14 protein-coding genes are annotated in these 17,732 nt (G+C 65.9%); 9 read left to right on the forward strand and 5 right to left on the reverse strand.

What is annotated here, in order from left to right:
* Window positions 1-119: 119 nt before the first annotated feature.
* Window positions 120-839 carry an aquaporin Z gene (gene aqpZ / locus AC5P88_RS15395; RefSeq protein WP_495225439.1) on the forward strand — a complete coding sequence of 240 codons (720 nt, stop codon included), beginning with the start codon at window positions 120-122 and terminating at the stop codon, window positions 837-839.
* Between the two features lie 197 nt (window positions 840-1,036).
* Window positions 1,037-1,495, forward strand: a complete 459-nt coding sequence (locus AC5P88_RS15400) for a hypothetical protein (RefSeq protein ID WP_495225440.1) — start codon at window positions 1,037-1,039, stop codon at window positions 1,493-1,495.
* 119 nt (window positions 1,496-1,614) lie between these two features.
* On the opposite strand, the gene AC5P88_RS15405 is transcribed toward AC5P88_RS15400, so the two are convergent.
* Window positions 1,615-2,466: a pirin family protein gene (locus AC5P88_RS15405; RefSeq protein WP_111205298.1), complete on the reverse strand. Its 852-nt coding sequence runs from the start codon at window positions 2,464-2,466 to the stop codon at window positions 1,615-1,617.
* Window positions 2,467-2,681: 215 nt separating this feature from the next.
* Here AC5P88_RS15405 and AC5P88_RS15410 point away from each other — a divergent pair, with 215 nt between their 5' ends.
* On the forward strand, window positions 2,682-4,763 hold the full coding sequence (locus AC5P88_RS15410) for a carbon starvation CstA family protein (protein ID WP_049427667.1): 2,082 nt from the start codon (window positions 2,682-2,684) through the stop codon (window positions 4,761-4,763).
* Window positions 4,763-4,987: a YbdD/YjiX family protein gene (locus tag AC5P88_RS15415; protein WP_005410613.1), complete on the forward strand. Its 225-nt coding sequence runs from the start codon at window positions 4,763-4,765 to the stop codon at window positions 4,985-4,987. Before AC5P88_RS15410 ends, AC5P88_RS15415 begins: the two co-directional genes overlap by 1 nt.
* Before the next feature lie 508 nt (window positions 4,988-5,495).
* Here AC5P88_RS15415 and AC5P88_RS15420 read toward each other — a convergent pair.
* Complete coding sequence (locus AC5P88_RS15420) at window positions 5,496-6,626, reverse strand: DUF3103 family protein (protein ID WP_181358251.1); 1,131 nt, start codon at window positions 6,624-6,626, stop codon at window positions 5,496-5,498.
* 184 nt (window positions 6,627-6,810) lie between these two features.
* Window positions 6,811-8,061, reverse strand: a complete 1,251-nt coding sequence (locus AC5P88_RS15425) for a DUF819 family protein (RefSeq protein ID WP_049445483.1) — start codon at window positions 8,059-8,061, stop codon at window positions 6,811-6,813.
* Between the two features lie 127 nt (window positions 8,062-8,188).
* Here AC5P88_RS15425 and AC5P88_RS15430 point away from each other — a divergent pair, with 127 nt between their 5' ends.
* Entirely contained in the window at window positions 8,189-8,578 is a 390-nt protein-coding gene (locus AC5P88_RS15430) for a VOC family protein (RefSeq protein ID WP_459048348.1), read from the forward strand.
* A 124-nt stretch (window positions 8,579-8,702) separates the two neighbouring features.
* Here the strand turns inward: AC5P88_RS15430 and AC5P88_RS15435 are convergent, their stop codons facing one another.
* Both AC5P88_RS15435 and AC5P88_RS15440 read right to left on the reverse strand, forming a co-directional pair.
* The gene (locus AC5P88_RS15435) at window positions 8,703-9,989 is read right to left on the reverse strand and encodes a sensor histidine kinase (protein ID WP_111205302.1); all 1,287 of its coding nucleotides are present in this window, start codon (window positions 9,987-9,989) and stop codon (window positions 8,703-8,705) included.
* Entirely contained in the window at window positions 9,976-10,689 is a 714-nt protein-coding gene (locus AC5P88_RS15440) for a response regulator transcription factor (RefSeq protein ID WP_459048347.1), read from the reverse strand. Before AC5P88_RS15440 ends, AC5P88_RS15435 begins: the two co-directional genes overlap by 14 nt.
* A 131-nt stretch (window positions 10,690-10,820) precedes the next feature.
* Between AC5P88_RS15440 and AC5P88_RS15445 the strand changes: the two genes are divergently transcribed.
* From AC5P88_RS15445 to AC5P88_RS15460, 4 genes are all read left to right on the forward strand, one after another.
* On the forward strand, window positions 10,821-12,524 hold the full coding sequence (locus tag AC5P88_RS15445; protein ID WP_495225442.1) for an ArnT family glycosyltransferase: 1,704 nt from the start codon (window positions 10,821-10,823) through the stop codon (window positions 12,522-12,524).
* A 111-nt stretch (window positions 12,525-12,635) separates the two neighbouring features.
* Window positions 12,636-13,403, forward strand: coding sequence for a phosphatase PAP2 family protein (locus AC5P88_RS15450; protein ID WP_495225443.1), 768 nt, complete (start codon window positions 12,636-12,638; stop codon window positions 13,401-13,403).
* Complete coding sequence (locus tag AC5P88_RS15455) at window positions 13,400-15,049, forward strand: phosphoethanolamine transferase (RefSeq protein ID WP_495225444.1); 1,650 nt, start codon at window positions 13,400-13,402, stop codon at window positions 15,047-15,049. Before AC5P88_RS15450 ends, AC5P88_RS15455 begins: the two co-directional genes overlap by 4 nt.
* 688 nt (window positions 15,050-15,737) lie before the next feature.
* Window positions 15,738-17,702: a M2 family metallopeptidase gene (locus AC5P88_RS15460; protein WP_495225445.1), complete on the forward strand. Its 1,965-nt coding sequence runs from the start codon at window positions 15,738-15,740 to the stop codon at window positions 17,700-17,702.
* Window positions 17,703-17,732 lie beyond the last annotated feature (30 nt).

The following is a 17,732-nucleotide window of genomic DNA, read 5'->3' on the forward strand; positions in this document are numbered from 1 at the left end:
CATCGCGTGTTGCACACATCCGAAGGTGTATCCCTGCACCCGGCGTTGACGCTACAGTCACCCGCTGATCACTGAAATGTGACATAAATCACACTTTCACCGTCAAAGGAGTGCAACACATGAGCATGGGTAAACGCTTGTCCGCCGAATTCCTCGGCACGTTCTGGCTGGTTCTGGGTGGCTGCGGCAGTGCGGTGCTGGCCGCCAAGTTCGGCGGTGACGGCAATCCGCTGGGTATCGGGTTCCTCGGCGTCGCCCTGGCCTTTGGCCTGACCGTGGTGACCGGCGCCTATGCGTTCGGCCATATCTCCGGCGCGCACTTCAATCCGGCGGTCAGCATCGGCCTGTGGGCCGGCGGCCGCTTCCCGACCAGGGACCTCGTGCCGTACATCATCGCCCAGGTGGCAGGCGGCCTGCTGGCCGGCTTCATCCTGCTGCAGATCGCCTCCGGGGCCAGCGGCTTCGCCATCGACGGCAGCCAGGCCGGTGCGTTCGCCAGCAATGGTTATGGCGCGCTGTCGCCCGGCGGTTACAGCGTGGCGGCGGCCTTCCTGTGCGAAGTGGTGCTGACCGCAGTGTTCCTCATCGTGATCATGGGTTCCACCCATGGAAAGGCACCGGCTGGCTTCGCGCCGCTGGCGATCGGCCTGTCGCTGACCCTGATCCACCTGATCAGCATCCCGGTCACCAATACCTCGGTGAACCCGGCCCGCTCCACCGCCGTGGCCTTCTTCGCCGGCAGCGGCGCGGTCAGCCAGCTGTGGCTGTTCTGGGTCGCCCCGCTGCTGGGCGGTGCGATCGGCGGCATCATCTACAAGTGGATCGGCAACGACCGCTGAGACCTGTGCGCGACCATTGCGGCCGACCTTCGGCCGCAATGGTTACGCTTGTAACCGCAATTTGTGCGAGCGCTCACGTTCCGTTAAGGTTGAGTTGACCGTCCGTGCACATGCCGGCCGGGGTGGCATCCGGGGATGGGATGCCAAGGCTGCCGGTCCATCCGGCGGAGCCAACGACACACCACCTTGGGGGATGCATGAAGTTCGCGCCTGTAGTGTTGTCGAGCCTGCTGTTCGCTGCGGCCCAGGCCGCCGCGCAGGCTCCCACCGAATGTCCTTCATTGCCGGCCAGCAGCGGCCTGCAGTGGCAACAGCAGGCACAGGCCGATTTCCTGGTCTGCCGCGCCAGCACCGGCGATGGCCGCGAGGTACTGACCCTGATGCTCAGTGCGCGCGATCCCAACCTTCCATTGAACCGCTCGCTGCGCCAGGAAAAGGGCAGCTTCGGCGGTGAATCGCTGTACTGGTACCAGCCCGATCTGGGAGGCCAGCAGCCGCCCGGTTATGCCGAGCGCCGCATCAGTGTGGTCAAGCTCGACAAAGGGCGTTACGCGCAGATTTCGCTGTATCCGGACAGCGCGCAGGAACTGGGCTCGCTGCAGCAGCTGGCGCAGGGCATGAGCCTGACCCCGTCGGCCGTGGCTGCCGGGAACTGACGATGGCGGGGATGACTGCCTGGCAGCATCCCCGCAGGATCCGACGCGCGGGACGTCCGCCGGGCATGGCCCGGCGGCGTTGCCGGTTTCTTTCACCGGGCATGGCCCGGCGCAATCCGTCAGAACTTGCCTTCCTGGAAATCGACGAAGGCCTGCATCAGTTCCTGCCGCGTGTTCATCACGAACGGGCCATGGCGCATCACCGGTTCGCGCAACGGACGACCGGCCACCAGGATCAGCCGCGCACCCTCGCTGCCGGCCGACAGATGCAGCTGCTCGCCACCACCCAGCACCGCCAGTTCCTGGCGGGCGACATCGCGCGCCGCGTCCTGCTCACCCACGGTCACGCCACCTTCGAACACGTATGCAAAGGCGTTGTGCCCTTCCGGCAACGCATAGGTCCAGGCGCGATCCGGGGCCAGCGTGATGTCCAGGTACAGCGGCTCGGTGGCCGGCTGCACGATCGGGCCCTGCGTGCCATCCACGTTGCCGGCAATCACCTTCACGTCCACGCCCGCTTCCGGGTGCACGACCGGAATCCGCTCAGGGGCGAATTCCTGGTACTTCGGATCCGTCATCTTCTCCTTCGCCGGCAGGTTCACCCACAGCTGAAAGCCGCGCATCTGCCCGCTTTCCTGCTCGGGCATTTCCGAATGCACCAGGCCACGGCCTGCGGTCATCCACTGCACGCTGCCCGGGGTCAGCAGGCCCTCGTTGCCGTGGTTGTCGCGATGCCGCATGCGCCCGTCAAGCATGTAGGTGACGGTCTCGAAACCACGATGTGGATGCTCCGGGAAGCCGGCGATGTAGTCCTCGGCACGGTCCGTGCCGAATTCATCGAGCAGCAGGAACGGATCCAGGTCCGGCAGCGTGGGGCCGCCGATGACGCGGGTCAGGCGCACGCCGGCACCGTCGGAGGTGGGCATGCCACGGATGGTCCGCAGCACGCGGGCCGGTTCGGGAAAGCTCATGGCGACTCCTGTTGGATGGATGCCACTGAAGATGGACGCCACACGGCTGCGCGCCAATGGACAGCGCCGCAACCGATTGTTCCATCCCTGATGTTCGCTGCACGTCAGCGCAACAAGCGTACGACCAAAGTACTACCGCCGATTCGTCCTGTGCCAATTGACCCTGCCGAGGGCACGCGGGACTCTTTGACTGTCTTTCCGGGAGAGAGCACCTCATGAAAGGGTTTTCCAAAATAGGCTGGGCGGCCCTCGCCCTGCTCGGCGCCTTCTGTCTGGGCACCGTGGCCCTGCGCCGCGGCGAACACATCAATGCGCTGTGGATCGTCGTCGCCGCAGTTTCGCTGTACCTGGTCGCCTACCGCTTCTACAGCCTGTTCATCGCCAACAAGGTGATGCAGCTGGATCCGACCCGGGCCACCCCGGCGGTGATCAACAACGATGGCCTGGACTACGTGCCGACCAACAAGCACGTGCTGTTCGGCCACCATTTCGCCGCCATTGCCGGTGCCGGCCCGCTGGTCGGCCCGGTGCTGGCCGCGCAGATGGGCTACCTGCCCGGCCTGCTGTGGCTGGTGGTGGGCGTGGTGCTGGCCGGCGCGGTGCAGGACTTCATGGTCCTGTTCCTGTCCAGCCGCCGCAACGGTCGTTCGCTGGGTGATCTGGTGCGCGAGGAAATGGGCCAGGTGCCTGGAACGATCGCGTTGTTCGGCGCGTTCCTGATCATGATCATCATCCTGGCAGTGCTGGCGATGGTGGTGGTCAAGGCACTGGCCGAAAGCCCGTGGGGCATGTTCACGGTGATCGCGACGATGCCCATCGCGATCCTGATGGGCGTGTACATGCGCTACATCCGCCCCGGCAAGATCGGCGAGATCTCGGTGGTCGGCCTGATCCTGCTGCTGGCCGCGATCTGGTACGGCGGCAAGGTCGCCGCCGATCCGGTGTGGGGCCCTGCGTTCACCTTCACCGGCACCCAGATCACCTGGATGCTGATCGGCTACGGCTTCGTCGCCTCGGTGCTGCCGGTGTGGCTGCTGCTGGCACCGCGCGACTACCTGTCGACCTTCCTCAAGATCGGCACCATCATCGCGCTGGCCATCGGCATCCTGGTGGTGATGCCGGAACTGAAGATGCCGGCGCTGACCCAGTTCGCCGCCAGCGGTGATGGTCCAGTATGGAAGGGCGGCATGTTCCCGTTCCTCTTCATCACCATCGCCTGCGGTGCGGTGTCCGGCTTCCACGCGCTGATCTCCTCGGGCACCACGCCGAAGCTGCTGGCCAATGAAGCACACATGCGCTACATCGGCTACGGCGGCATGCTGATGGAATCGTTCGTGGCGGTGATGGCACTGGTCGCGGCCTCGATCATCGATCCGGGCATCTACTTCGCGATGAACAGCCCGGCGGCAGTGATCGGTGCCGATGCCGCATCGGCGGCGCACTACATCACCAACACCTGGGGCTTCACCATCACCCCCGAACAGCTGACCGCAACCGCGGCGGCGATTGGTGAACCGACCATCCTGCATCGCGCAGGCGGCGCACCGACACTGGCGGTGGGCATCGCGCAGATCCTGCACGAAGCGATTCCCAGTGGCAGCGACGCGATGATGGCGTTCTGGTACCACTTCGCGATCCTGTTCGAAGCACTGTTCATCCTCACTGCAGTCGACGCTGGCACCCGTGCCGGTCGCTTCATGCTGCAGGACCTGCTGGGCAACTTCGTGCCGGCGCTGAAGAAGACCGAATCGTGGACCGCCAACATCATCGGTACCGCCGGCTGCGTGGCGCTGTGGGGCTACCTGCTCTACACCGGCGTGGTCGATCCGTTCGGTGGCATCCAGACGCTGTGGCCGCTGTTCGGCATCTCCAACCAGATGCTGGCCGGTATCGCGCTGATGCTGGGCACGGTGGTGCTGTTCAAGATGAAGCGTGACCGCTATGCGTGGGTGACGGCGGTGCCAGCCATCTGGCTGCTGATCTGCACCACCTACGCCGGCTTCATCAAGATCTTCGACAGCAACCCGGCACAGGGCTTCCTGGCCCAGGCACACAAGTTCCAGGCCGCCCTCGCCAGCGACACCATCACCGCACCGGCCAAGTCGGTGGCGCAGATGAAGCAGATCGTGGTCAACGCCTACGTCAACACCGGCCTGACCGCGCTGTTCCTGCTGGTGGTGGGTGCAGTGCTGGTGTATTCGATCAAGACCATCCTGGCGGCACGCCGCAACCCGCAGCGCAGCGACCGCGAGACCCCGTACGTGGCGCTGAAGCCGCATGAAATGGTGGACCTGTGATGAGCACGCAACTGGTTCCCGCCGGCCAGTACCAGGCGCACCGCCGCATCTGGCGGCGCCTGGTGCAGACCGCACGGCTGTGCTGTGGCATTCCTGATTACGACAACTACGTCCGGCACATGCTGGAAAAGCATCCGGACCAGGAGCCGATGGACTACAAGACGTTCTTCCGCGAGCGCCAGGAAGCGCGCTACGGCGGACGCAACGGTGGTCGCTGCTGCTGAGGGTTCTGGGTGGGTGCCGGGCTTGCAGCCCGGCGCCCGCGGAGGCAACGGCACCTGCAGAAGCTGGCTTCCTGAGGGATGGCGGGGCACTGTGGGTTTGCGGGGCCGCCGTGAACCCGTCCATGGGGGCTTGGTCGCGGCATCCATGCCGCTCACACCCCGCAAACCCACAGTGCCCCGCCTCTGACAGATTGCCGGTGACGGCAAGACACAACCGGGGTCAGATCCGTTTTCCTTCGGAAAACGGATCTGACCCCATCTTGTTTGTCGACATCTGACAGATTTCATCCACGCATGGCGTGGATCTACTGGACGCCGGCCAACTGTCGAAGGCGGGGTGGGTCCGATTGCGGGGGCGTGAGCCGCATGGATGCGGCGACCGAGGCTACATGGACGTACTTGCGCCGTCCCCCGCAACCGGACCCACCCCGCCATCCTGCGGAATGCCGCTCTTGATCTGGCCGTTGCCGTTGCGTTGAGCAGGTGCAGGGCTGCAAGCCCTGCTGGCCTACTCCACCAGCGTGATCGGTGTCAGCGTGACCCTGGCGTTGTTCGCCGCGCCCATGCGATCGGTGTACGCCTGGCCACGCTGTACCAGATAGAAGCTGTCCACGTAATCGATGTCGTTGGAGAACCACGACGTTGGCATCGCCTTCAGAATCGCACCGGCGATATCGGCGATCACTGAATACTCCGGCGCAAACGCGCCCAGTGCCGCCTTCACACCGTTGCTCAACGCCACCAGCAGGTCCTGGTAGTTGGTGTCGCCGTCATCCTCGAACAGCTGCACGTTGGCCGCGTTGAAGCGGTAGTTGCCCCACAGGATCAGCGCCTGCTGCGGGGTGTAGTCGGTCTTGTCGTAGTCCAGGTAGGGCATGTCGACCGTGGCCATTTCCGGCTCGGCCTTGCCGACCTGCAGCCCGGACACCACCGCGAACACCTCGGCCGCGCCCAATGCCCACGGCTCCTGGTCATCGGCCAGGCGGATGCGGTCGAGGCGGGTGATATCCAGCGACGCGCGCGCGCCATCGGCCGACAGCTGGATGCGCTCGGGTGACTGCAGGCCGCGTGCGCGCAACCCGGCGTTGACCAGCGCCATGCCCTCCTGCACCGAACGGCGGGTATCAACATCGACGATCAGCACCGGAAATGACGGCGCACGCTTCGCATCCAGCACATGCGCGCGGCCCTGCGCGTCGTAGGCGGTCAAGGTGGTCCAGTCCCGGTCGTTGCCGCGCGGCAGGCTGGCCACCCACAGCTGTTGCGGAGCGGTGTCCGCCAGCGACTGGCCCTCGGGAACATAGGCGCGCAGCTGCAGCAGGCCCTCACCCTGCTCCGACAATCCCTTGGCCTGGCGCAACCGTTGATCGTTGCTGGCCAGGGAGACACTGGCCCGGGTACGAACATCCGGGTCAAAGCGCTCCATCACCGCATCCAGTGCCACGGCCTGCTCGGGCGATGCCACCAGCGTGCCGCGCACGATCTCGGCAAAGCCCGGTTGCGTGATCAGCGAAGCCACCTCGCGCGCACTCGCCTCGGTCACGGCCTGAACCTGGGCGCCACGCGCAGTTGCAGCACCTTGTGCAGTTGCCCCCGCACTGGCCAGCAGCAGCGCCAGCACTGCAACCCCGCGAATCATCTGTCGTTGCGTCATTCCAGCCCCCGGCAACGTCGCTGCGGATGAGCGACAGGTGCTGCCTACGCTACGACGCTGACACCATACGTTCCGGTATGTACTGCACAGTTCCGCCCGCGGCCGGCAAAAAAAGAGCCGAGCATGGGCTCGGCTCTACATGGGAACGCGATCCCACGGAGGCCCGGACTCAGCCGTTGGCCATCCACTTCAGAATCAGGCCAGTGACATAGGCCAGCCCGGTGCCGGTGGCATAGCCCACCGTACCCAACAGCACGCCCACGGGAGCGAGTGTCGGATGGAACGCCGCCGCCACCACGGGGGCCGAAGCGGCCGCACCGATGTTGCCCTGCGAACCGATCGCGAAGAAGAACAACGGCGCGCGCAGCAGCTTGGCCACCACCCACAGCACCAGCACGTGGGTGGCCATCCAGATCGCGCCGAGCAGGAACAGCCACGGCCGGTCCAGCAGCGACAGCAGGTTCATCTGCATGCCGATGCAGGCGATCAGGAAGTACAGGAACACCGTACCCAGCCGCGAAGCGCCTGCGGCTTCCAGCCGGCGCGCACGGGTGAAGCTCAGGCCCAGGCCCATCGCGGTGGACAGCAGGATCACCCACACGAACTGGCTGTCCAGGCTGAACTGGCTGGCCCAGCTGACATTGGCCTTGAACCAGCCCGCCAGCGGCGCGGCGATGGCATGGGCCAGGCCGACGCCGCCCAGTGCCACGCCGACGATCACCATCAGGTCGGTCATGCTGGGAATACGCGCGTTCTGCGCCTCGTAGGCACTGATGCGCGCCTTCATCTCGTCGATGGCACGGGTGTCAGCACCGTTGCGGGTGTCGATCTGCTGTGCGCGGTTGGCCAGGAACAACAGGATGGCCATCCACAGGCTGGCGCAGGCCACGTCGACCACGGCGAACTGGCCGAAGGTGGTGGCATCGGTGCCGAACACTTCGCGCATGGCGACCATGTTGGCGCCGCCACCGATCCAGCTGCCGGCCAGCGCCGCCATGCCGGCCCAGGTATCACCGGCCACGGTTTCCGGGTGGATCAGCTTCATCAGCTGGAACGAAACGATGGCGCCGAGCATGATGCCGGCGGTACCGGCGCAGAACACGATCAGCAGTTTGGGGCCGAGCTTGGCAATGCCTTTGAGGTCGATCGACAGGGTCAGCAGGACCAGCGCGGCCGGCAGGAGCACGTCGCGTGCAACCGGGTTGTACAGCGAGGTGTTGTGGCCGTCGATGACACCGGCGGTGTTGTAGATGGCGGGGATGAAGTAGCACAGCAGCAGTGCCGGCACCCAGGCGAAGATTTTCTTCAGCAACGGGGTCGGACCACTGGCGGCCCAGAAGATCAGGGCCAGGGTGGCGGCAATCAGGCCCAGTCCAACGATGTCGTTGCTGATCAGGGCAGTAGCGGGTTCGGTCGGCATGGGATCCTCTGTCGATCGAAAGAGCGGGAAAAAAAAGCGCCGCATAAAGCGGCGCATCCGCAGATTAACATTGTCTTCACGCCGGGTCATGCTGCAGTGCCGGCTGCCCTTTCCCGGAGCCTCTCCCATGCAGCTCGGCGCCTTCTCCGTCAGCCTCTCGGTCAGGGACCTGTCGGCCTCCCGCACCTTCTACGAAGCACTGGGCTTCTCGGTGACCGGCGGCGAGCCGGCTCAGAACTGGCTGGTGATGCGCAACAACGGCATTGTCATCGGCCTGTTCCAGGGCATGTTCGAAGGCAACCTGCTCACCTTCAACCCGGGCTGGGACCAGCACAAGGAGGAACTGCCCCACTTCCAGGACGTGCGCGAGCTGCAGGCGGAGCTGGATGCGAAGGGCATCGAACTGGCGGTGCGCACCGACCCTGATGGGCAGGGCACCGGCTATCTGCAGCTGGCCGATCCGGATGGCAATGTGATCCTGATCGACCAGCACGTGGCGCGGCCGAACAGGCGGTGATGCGGACGGCATGCCAACCGAGGTTGGCATCTACCGGATTGCGGCCAGCCTGGGCTGGGTAGGCGTCAACCTGGGTCGACGGACCGCATGCCAACCAGGGTTGGCATCCTGAAGGACGGCCGGTTCAGGCCGGACGTGAGGCGCTGAAATCGAGCGTGGCACGCGTTCCGCGCGGGTCACAGGGATGCAGCTGCAGGGTCCAGCCCAGGTGTTCACACAGCCGCGCGATCAGATCCAGGCCGATGCCGCCGCCACGGTCGGCGCGCTCGCCACGGGCCATCCGCGCATGGATCGCCGCGATCTCCTCCGGGCTCATGCCATGCCCTGGGTCCTGCAGGGTCAACACCGCCGACGAGCTCAGGCGCAACTCGATGTGACCACGCCCACTGTTCTCGATGGCATTGCGCAGCAGGTTGCCGATCGCAGCCTGCACCACCGCCAACGGCGCGACGATATCCACCGGCGCTGCCTGGATGCCGATGCTCAGGTCCTTGTCGCCGAGCAGATGACGATGGTCGTCAACGATTTCCGGCAACAGCTGGTCCAGCGCGATGCGCTCGGCGCGCGCGGCCAGACGCGCCGGATCACGGGCCAGCACCAGCAACAGTTCGATCAGCTGCTCCACGCTCTGCGCGGTGCGCAATACGCGCTGCATCTGCTGGCGCGCGCGCTCGGGCAGGCCCGGCTGTTCCAGTGCCAGCTCTGCAGCACCGGTCATCACCGCGATCGGCGTACGCAGTTCATGGCTGGCGGTGCTGATGAAGACCCGTTCGCGTTCGACGAACTGCTCGTTGCGGTCCAGGTAGTCGTTCAATGCATCTGCAATGGTATGCAGCTCGGAGCTGCCGCGCGGGTCGACCTCGATGCGCTGGCCCTGAACGCCCGGCCGCAGCGCGGCGATGTGCTGCGCCAGCAGGCTCAACGGACGCACCATGCGCTCCATGCCGAACGACGCCATCAGCACGGTGACGAAGATCATGATCACCCCGGCCAGCATCACCCAGCGCGTGGCGAACTGTTCCAGGTCATGGAAGTCGGAGATGTCCAGAACCAGCGCGACCCGGCCCATCGACTCGGTTTCGCGCACCATCACCGCCGTCTCACGCCCCTTGACCATCACGCCGTCATGCAGCCCCGGATGCAATGTGCGCAGGCCCTCGGGCAGGTTGACCGCATCGAACCGGTACAGGCTGAGCGTGTCCGAATCCTGCCAGCGGTAATGCGGCTCGTGCTCGACGTGCTCGACGATGCTGTCAAGTTCGGAATTGAGCAGTGCGCGCCAGGCGGCATGCTCGGCATGTTCATGCACATAGTTGCCGACGCTGAACACCGCGATCGACAGCAGCGCCAGATAGCCCAGCAACCACCACACCACGCGCCGGTACAGCGGCCCCGGCTTACGCGCCTTCATCGCCATCCTTGCTCGCATCGCTGGCGGTGGTCACCGCCAGCCGGTAGCCCACCCGCGGCAGGGTATGGATCAGTTTCTCGGCGAACGGACCATCGACGCTGCGGCGCAGTTCGTAGACATGCGAACGCAGCAGATCGCCATCCGGCGGTTCGTCGCCCCACAGGGCGAATTCCAGCTGCTGGCGGGTGACCGCGCCCGGGCTGGCGCGCATCAACACCTCCAGCAGCTTGCGGCAGGCCGGGTACAGGTGCAGCACCTGGTTGCCGCGCTGGGCTTCCAGGGTGGCCAGATCCAGCACCAGGTCGCCCACCTGCAGGCGCTTGCGCGGGTTGCGGCCCTGCGCGCGCATCAGCAGCGCTTCCAGCCGCACCTCCAGTTCCGGCAGCGCGAACGGCTTGGTCAGGTAGTCGTCGGCGCCGGCACGGAAGCCGGCAATCTTGTCCGGCAGCTCGTCACGCGCGGTCAGCATGATCACCGGCACTTCCGATGCATGCTCGGCGCGCAGCCGGCGCAGCACCTCCGGGCCCTCCATGCGCGGCAGCATCCAGTCCAGGATGACCGCGTCATACGGATGGCTTCCGGCCAGGTGCAGTCCGGTGATGCCATCCGGCGCCACGTCGAGCACATGCCCGCGCGACTCGAAATAGTCGAACAGGTTGGCCACCAGCTGGCGGTTGTCCTCGATCACCAACAGACGCATGCACGAAACATCCACGGAAGTTCGTACCATGGTAGCGCCGCACATGTCGGAATGCGGTCGCCCCGGCGCCGCTCTGACGCTTTTCCCACCCCCGCCACCTCAGAATGGCCGTTTTGCTCCCGGAGCCTGCCGTGCCCGTAGCCCTGCCCCGCCGTTGGCGCCTGCCCCTGTTGTGGCTGCTGATCATTGCTGCGCTGGCAGCGGGGATCGGCCTTCGGCAGCCGCAGCCGCCGGACGAGCCGCGCTTCGTGCTGGCGGCGAGGACCATGGTCGAGAGCGGGCAATGGCTGCTGCCGCACCGCGGCGTGGAGCTGTATGCGGAGAAGCCGCCGGTCTTCATGTGGCTGCAGGCCGCCGCCTACGAGATCGTCGGCAGCTGGCAGTGGTCGTTCCTGCTGCCATCGTTGCTGGGCGCCCTGCTCAGCCTGTGGCTGGTGTCGGACCTGGCACGGCGGCTGTGGTCGCCACGGCATTCCATCTACGCCCTGGCGGCGCTGTTCTGCACCCTGCAGTTCGGGCTGATGGCCAAGCGCGCGCAGATCGACATGGTGCTGGTGGGCATGACCACCGTGGCCCTGTGGGGCCTGATGCGCCACCTGTGCGAACGCCGCAATCTGCCCGCCCTGTGGCTGGCCGGCTTTGCCGCCGGCGTGGGTACCGTGACCAAGGGCGTGGGCTTCCTGCCGCTGCTGATGGTGCTGCCCTGGTTTGGCTGGTGGCTGTACCAGCGTCGCCGGGGGTACGCGGTGGAAGGCCCGCATCCGGCCACCCTGCTGTGGCTGATTCCGGCCTTCCTGCTGGGTGTCGGGGTGTGGCTGGCGCCGCTGGGCTGGGCCCTGCTGCACACGCCCACGGCCGAACTGCAGGCCTACGCGCATGAGCTGTTGTTCAAGCAGACCGGTACCCGTTACGCCAATGCCTGGCACCACCGGCAGCCCGCCTGGTACTACCTGCAGGTGATCCTGACCCTGTGGCTGCCGGGCAGCCTGCTGCTGCCGATGCTGTTCAAGCCCTGGTGGCGCCGTATCCGCCGCGGCGACCGCCGCCAGTGGCTGCTGCTGGGCTGGGCCGTGCTGGTGCTGGTGTTCTTCAGCGCCAGCCCGGGCAAGCGCGAGGTGTACCTGCTGCCGATGCTGCCGGCGATGGCCCTGGCCGTGGCGCCATTGCTGCCCGGCCTGCTGCGCCGCCTGTGCGTGCGCCGCTACCTGTTCGGCTACAGCGTGGTGCTGATGCTGGCCACCGGCACGCTGGGCGTGATGCTGATGACCGAACACCCGTGGGCGGTGGCCCAGCTGGAACGCCGGGCGATGCCCGACACCCTGCTGCCGGTGCTGGGTGATGGCCTGCTGACCTTCGCCATCGCGCTGGCGACGTTGATTGTCTGGTTGCGGGTGCGCCGCGCGGCGACGCTGGTGCTGCTGACCCACGGCATGCTGTGGATGCTCTACGGCCTGGTGCTGATTCCGGCGCTGGACCCCTACGCCTCGGCGTCGGCGCTGATGCGCCGGGTCGGCGCGCGGATCGGACCAGACGCCGAACTGGCGCTGGTGGCCTGGCGCGAACAGAACCTGCTGCAGGCCGACCGCCCGGTACGCGAGTTCGGCTTCAAGCGCCCCTGGGCCGAGCAATGGCACGATGCCGGCCCGTGGCTGGCCGAGGCACCGGACAAGCGCTGGCTGCTGGTGCTGGACGACGCGATGAGCCCCTGTGTGGATCCGGCCAAGGTGATCGACATCGGTGTTGCCAACAGGAATCGTTGGCAACTGCTTCCCGGTACGGCATGGAACCCGGACTGCCACTCCGAGCGGACAGGATCGACCGCCGAAGAAGACTGAACGTTGACACGTGCCGGGCAAGCATTAACCCGGCACGAACGAGCGTCCGACCCTTCTCCGACATCCAGGTGACGAGCATGACCGCGGATTCCCGAACCGCCCTTTCCCAGCATGCCCGTCCGTCCCCTTGATTCGGTAGCGCCGCTTGCGACATCGCCACTGGCGTCTCGATTTGCCGTAATTCACCTCTGGCTGCCTGTCGCAATCGGTCTGCCCTTGTTTACGCTGCTGATGGGCTTCGGCGGCGATCAATGGGTGGCCGATCATCTGTTCCGCCTTGAAGGCGGCCACTGGGCGTTGCAGGACGCCTGGATCACCCGCAGCATCGTGCACAAGGCCGGCAAATGGCTGAGCACGGCAGCGGCGCTGGTCGTGATCCTGCTGTGCTTCCACCACTGGCGTAAGGGTCGCGATCGCACTCTGCAATGGGCGCTGCTTTATGTCGTGATTGCCATGGCACTGGGCACCGGCGTGATCTCCCTGCTGAAGTCGCTGGTGCCGATGGAATGCCCCTGGGACCTGCTCCGCTATGGTGGCAACCAACCTTTCATCGGTCTGTTCACCACACGCCCGGCCGGCATGGCCGCGCAGGCCTGCTTCCCGGCGGGGCATGCCAGCGCAGGTTACGCGTGGCTCTGCCTGTATTTCTTCGCGTTGCTGTGGCGCCCGTCCTGGCGCTTGGCCGGGCTGTGGATCGGCCTCGGCACCGGCCTGGTATTCGGCGTCAGCCAGCAGCTGCGGGGCGCCCATTTCCTTTCGCATGACGTTGCCACTGCGTTGATATGTTGGCTGCTTTCGCTGGGCCTGTATCTGATCGTCAAACGCGTCCTGACACGCCGTCAGCTGGACCGTCCCAACCGCCAGGAGGCAAACGCATGAGTGCATCGGTCCAACGCCCCGCCCGCCTCCCCGCGCTTGCGGGTCTTCGCAACTGGCGGCCGCAGCTTTCCACCGAAGCACTGATCGCGCTGACCAGCCTGTTCTTTGCGGTGGCCGGCAACGGCCTGTTCTGGCACAGCGCGATGGCCAGCCATCCGGGCAGCCTGCGCTACGGGCTTTCGCTGCTGCTGTTGCTGCTGGGTGCACACGGTGTGCTGCTGGGCATCCTGGTCTGGCGCTGGAATGCCAAGGTGGTGATCAGCCTGTTGCTGCTGGTGACAGCGTTTGCTGCGCACTACATGAGCCGCTACCACATCTACCTGGATGCGGACATGCTGCGCAACGTGCTGGCGACCGACCCCAAGGAAAGCCGCGAGCTGATGACCGTGTCGCTGCTGTGGCCGGTGCTGTTGCTGGCCATCCTGCCGATGGTCGTGCTGTGGCGCGTGCAGCTGCGCCGCCGCAGCTGGGGCCGCAGCCTGCTGTGGCGCGTCGGCTTCCTGGTCGTGGCAGCGGTGACCGCCGTTGGCGGTGCGCTGATCTCGTTCCAGGATGTCTCCGCGCTGATGCGCAACCAGCGTGAAGTGCGTTACCTCGCCACCCCGGCCAACGTGCTGCTGGGCCTGCCGCGTGCACTGCGTGGCGACAACCCGGTGCAGCGCGCGCCGAAGCTGCCGATCGGCACCGACGCCAAGGCCACGCCGCGCGCTGCGGCCAGCAAGCCTCGCCTGCTGGTGATCGTGATGGGCGAGACCGTGCGTGCGCAGAACTGGGGCCTCAACGGTGGCCGCAACACCACCCCGGAACTGGCCCAGGCACCGGTGATCAACTTCCCCGACATGCACTCCTGCGGCACCAGCACCGAAGTGTCGCTGCCGTGCCTGTTCTCGCCGTGGGGACGCCACGAGTACGACGAGAAGAAGATCCGTGCACACCAGTCGCTGCTGCATGTGCTGAACCGCGCCGGCATCGCACCGCTGTGGCGTGACAACCAGTCCGGCTGCAAGGGCGTGTGCGAAGGCCTGGAGTTCCAGTCGCTGTCCGATGCGACCACGCCGGGGCTGTGTGCCGATGGCCGCTGCATGGACGAAATCCTGCTGCAGGACCTGGCTACCCAGGTACGCGCAAAGCCCGGCGACCGGGTGGTGGTGCTGCACCAGCTGGGCAACCACGGCCCGGCGTACTTCGAGCGCTACCCGGCCGCCTTCGCCCGCTTCAAGCCAACCTGCGACACCCGTGACATCGGCCGCTGCTCGCGCGAAGAGATCACCAACAGCTACGACAACGCGGTGCTGTACACCGATCACTTCCTGAGCAAGACCATCGGCACGCTGCAGGGCATGCAGGATTACGACACGGCGATGATCTACCTGTCCGACCATGGCGAATCGCTGGGCGAAAAGGGCCTGTTCCTGCATGGCGTGCCGTATGCGATCGCCCCGGCCGAGCAGACCCGTGTGCCGATGACGATGTGGTTCTCGCCGGGCTTCGCCAGCAGCCGTGGGTTGGACCTGCAGTGCGTGCGCAAGCGTTCGGCGGCGTATACCGACCATGACAACCTGTTCCCGTCGGTGCTGGGCCTGATGCAAGTGAAGACGGCGCTGTACGAGCGCGATCGCGACGTGTTCGCCAACTGCGAAGGTTGAGGGTTGTTCGGCAGGGCTTGCAGCCCTGCACCCGCAGAGGCAACGTCAACCGCAACGGCTGAAGCAACAGCAGAAGCGGGTTTCCTGACGGTTGGCGGGGTGGGTCCGGTGGCGGGAGACGCCGTAAACCCGTCCATGGGGGCTTGGCCGCGGCATCCATGCCGCGGACACTCCCGCCACCGGACCCACCCCGCCTTCGACAGTTTTCCGCGATCTGTCGGAATGGCGTTCTGCTCTGGTGGGTGTCGACCTTGGTCGACACAGTAGAGCCACGCCATGCGTGGATGATTCATTCGATACCTGACAGATGTGTCGACCAAGGTCGACACCCACCAACAGCCGCCGCGATCTGTCAGAGGTGGGGCGGTGTCGGAGTGCGGGGTGTCAGCCGCATGGGCCCGAGGCATGCCTCGGGCGGGTTGGACAGGACGCCCAACCCCGGTCTTGCCGTGTGCGCAGGAAAGCGCACACGAGCAAGCGGCTGCCAAGCCTACAAGGACGTACTTGCGGCGTCCCCGCACTCCGACACCGCCCCGCCAAACCACGGATAGTCCGCTGTTGCTTCGGCCTTTGCCCTTGATTGAACGCCTCTGCGGGTGCCGGGCGCCGCCCGGCCGACTTCCGCCACTTGCGGTGGCAGCCACTGCCCACTAGCCTTCGGCCGTCGTTCACCACCCAAGGATCGCCCGTGAAGCACCGTCATCTCCTGCTGGCTTCGGCTGTCGCCGCCGCCACGCTGGCCCTGGTCGCCTGCAAGAAGGAACCCACCCCAGGCACCGATACCGCCAGCAGCAGCGCTCCGGCCGGCGAAACCGCCGACCAGTTCGTGGCCCGCATCAATGCCGAATTCAAGGCCGCCTACCCGGAGATGACCTCGGCGCAGTGGCTGTCCTCCACCTACATCAACAGTGATTCCGAACGCATCGCGGCCAAGGCCAATGAGCGCTCGCTGACCCAGCTCAACAGCTGGATCGAGCAGGCCGCCAAGTTCGATGGCAAGCCGATGAGCGAGGACAGCAAGCGCGCGATCCATCTGCTGAAGCTGATGTCCTCGATGCCGGCGCCGCGCGATCCGGCCAAGCTGGCCGAACTGACCCAGATCGCCACCCGCATGGAAGGTAGCTACGGTGCCGGCAAGTACTGCACCGATGCCAATGATCCGAACTCCTGCCGCCAGCTCGGCGAGCTGGAGCAGGTGCTGGCACGCAGCCGCGACTACGACAAGCAGCTCGATGCCTGGCAGGGCTGGCACAGCACCACCAAGAGCATGCGTGGCGACTACCAGAAGTTCGTCGGTTTGGTGAACGAAGGCGCCAAGGGCATGGGCTTCACCGATGCCGGCCAGATGTGGCGCAGCGGCTACGACATGCCGCCGGAGCAGATCGGTCCGGAAACCGACCGCCTGTGGGAACAGGTCAAGCCGATGTACGAGCAGCTGCACTGCTACGCACGCGGCAAGCTGGACAAGACCTACGGCAAGGACAAGGCGGAAGTGGGCAACGGTCTGATCGCCGCGCACCTGCTGGGCAACATGTGGCAGCAGGACTGGTCGAACCTGTGGGACCAGCTGGAACCGTATCCGGGCGCAGGCAGCCTGGACATCACCGCGGCGCTGGAAAAGCAGTACCAGACCAACCTGAGCGCCGCGCTGGCCAAGGCTGGCAAGGATGCCAACGTGGCCGCGCAGTACAAGGCGCAGCGCGAGGCCGAACTGCGTACCGCCAAGCAGATGACCGAGCGCGCGCAGGACTTCTACGTGTCGCTGGGCATGCCGTCGCTGCCGCAGTCGTACTGGGAAAAAACCCAGTTCATCAAGCCCGATGACCGCGACGTGGTCTGCCACGCCAGCGCCTGGGACATGAACATGGAAGGCGATGTGCGCACCAAGATGTGCATCAAGCCGAACGAAGAGAACTTCACCACCATCTACCACGAGCTGGGCCACATCTATTACGACCTGGCCTACAACCCGCTGCCGCCGCTGTTCCAGGGCGGTGCCAATGATGGCTTCCATGAAGCGATCGGCGACACCATCGTGCTGGCGATGACGCCCAAGTACCTCAGCTCGATCGGCCTGGTGGATGCGCCGACCGAGAGCCGCGAGGCGGTCATCAACAACCAGATGCGCATGGCGCTGTCCGGTGTGTCGTTCCTGCCGTTCGGCCTGATGATCGACCGTTGGCGCTGGGGCGTGTTCGACGGTTCGATCACCGCCGACAACTACAACAAGGCGTGGTGGGACCTGAAGGCCAAGTACCAGGGCGTGGCCCCGGCCAGCACCCGTGGCGAGGAGTTCTTCGACCCGGGCGCGAAGTACCACGTGCCGGGTAACACCCCCTACACCCGCTACTTCCTGGCGCGCATCCTGCAGTTCCAGTTCTACAAGGGCCTGTGCGACGCGTCGGGCTACAAGGGCCCGCTGCATGAGTGCACCTTCTACGGCAACAAGGAAGCCGGCCAGAAGTACTGGGCGATGCTGAGCAAGGGTGCCAGCCAGCCGTGGCAGGCCACGCTGAAGGAGCTGACCGGTACCGACAAGCTCGATGCCGGCCCGATGATCGAGTACTTCACGCCGGTCAACGAGTGGCTGAAGCAGCAGAACGAAGGCCAGATGTGCGGCTGGCAGGCCAACGTGGCCCCGGCGGCGAAATGAAAGAAGGGGCGGGTCCGCGAGGATCCGCCC

It is taken from the genome of Stenotrophomonas sp. YJH_SMC_8 (assembly GCF_059371315.1).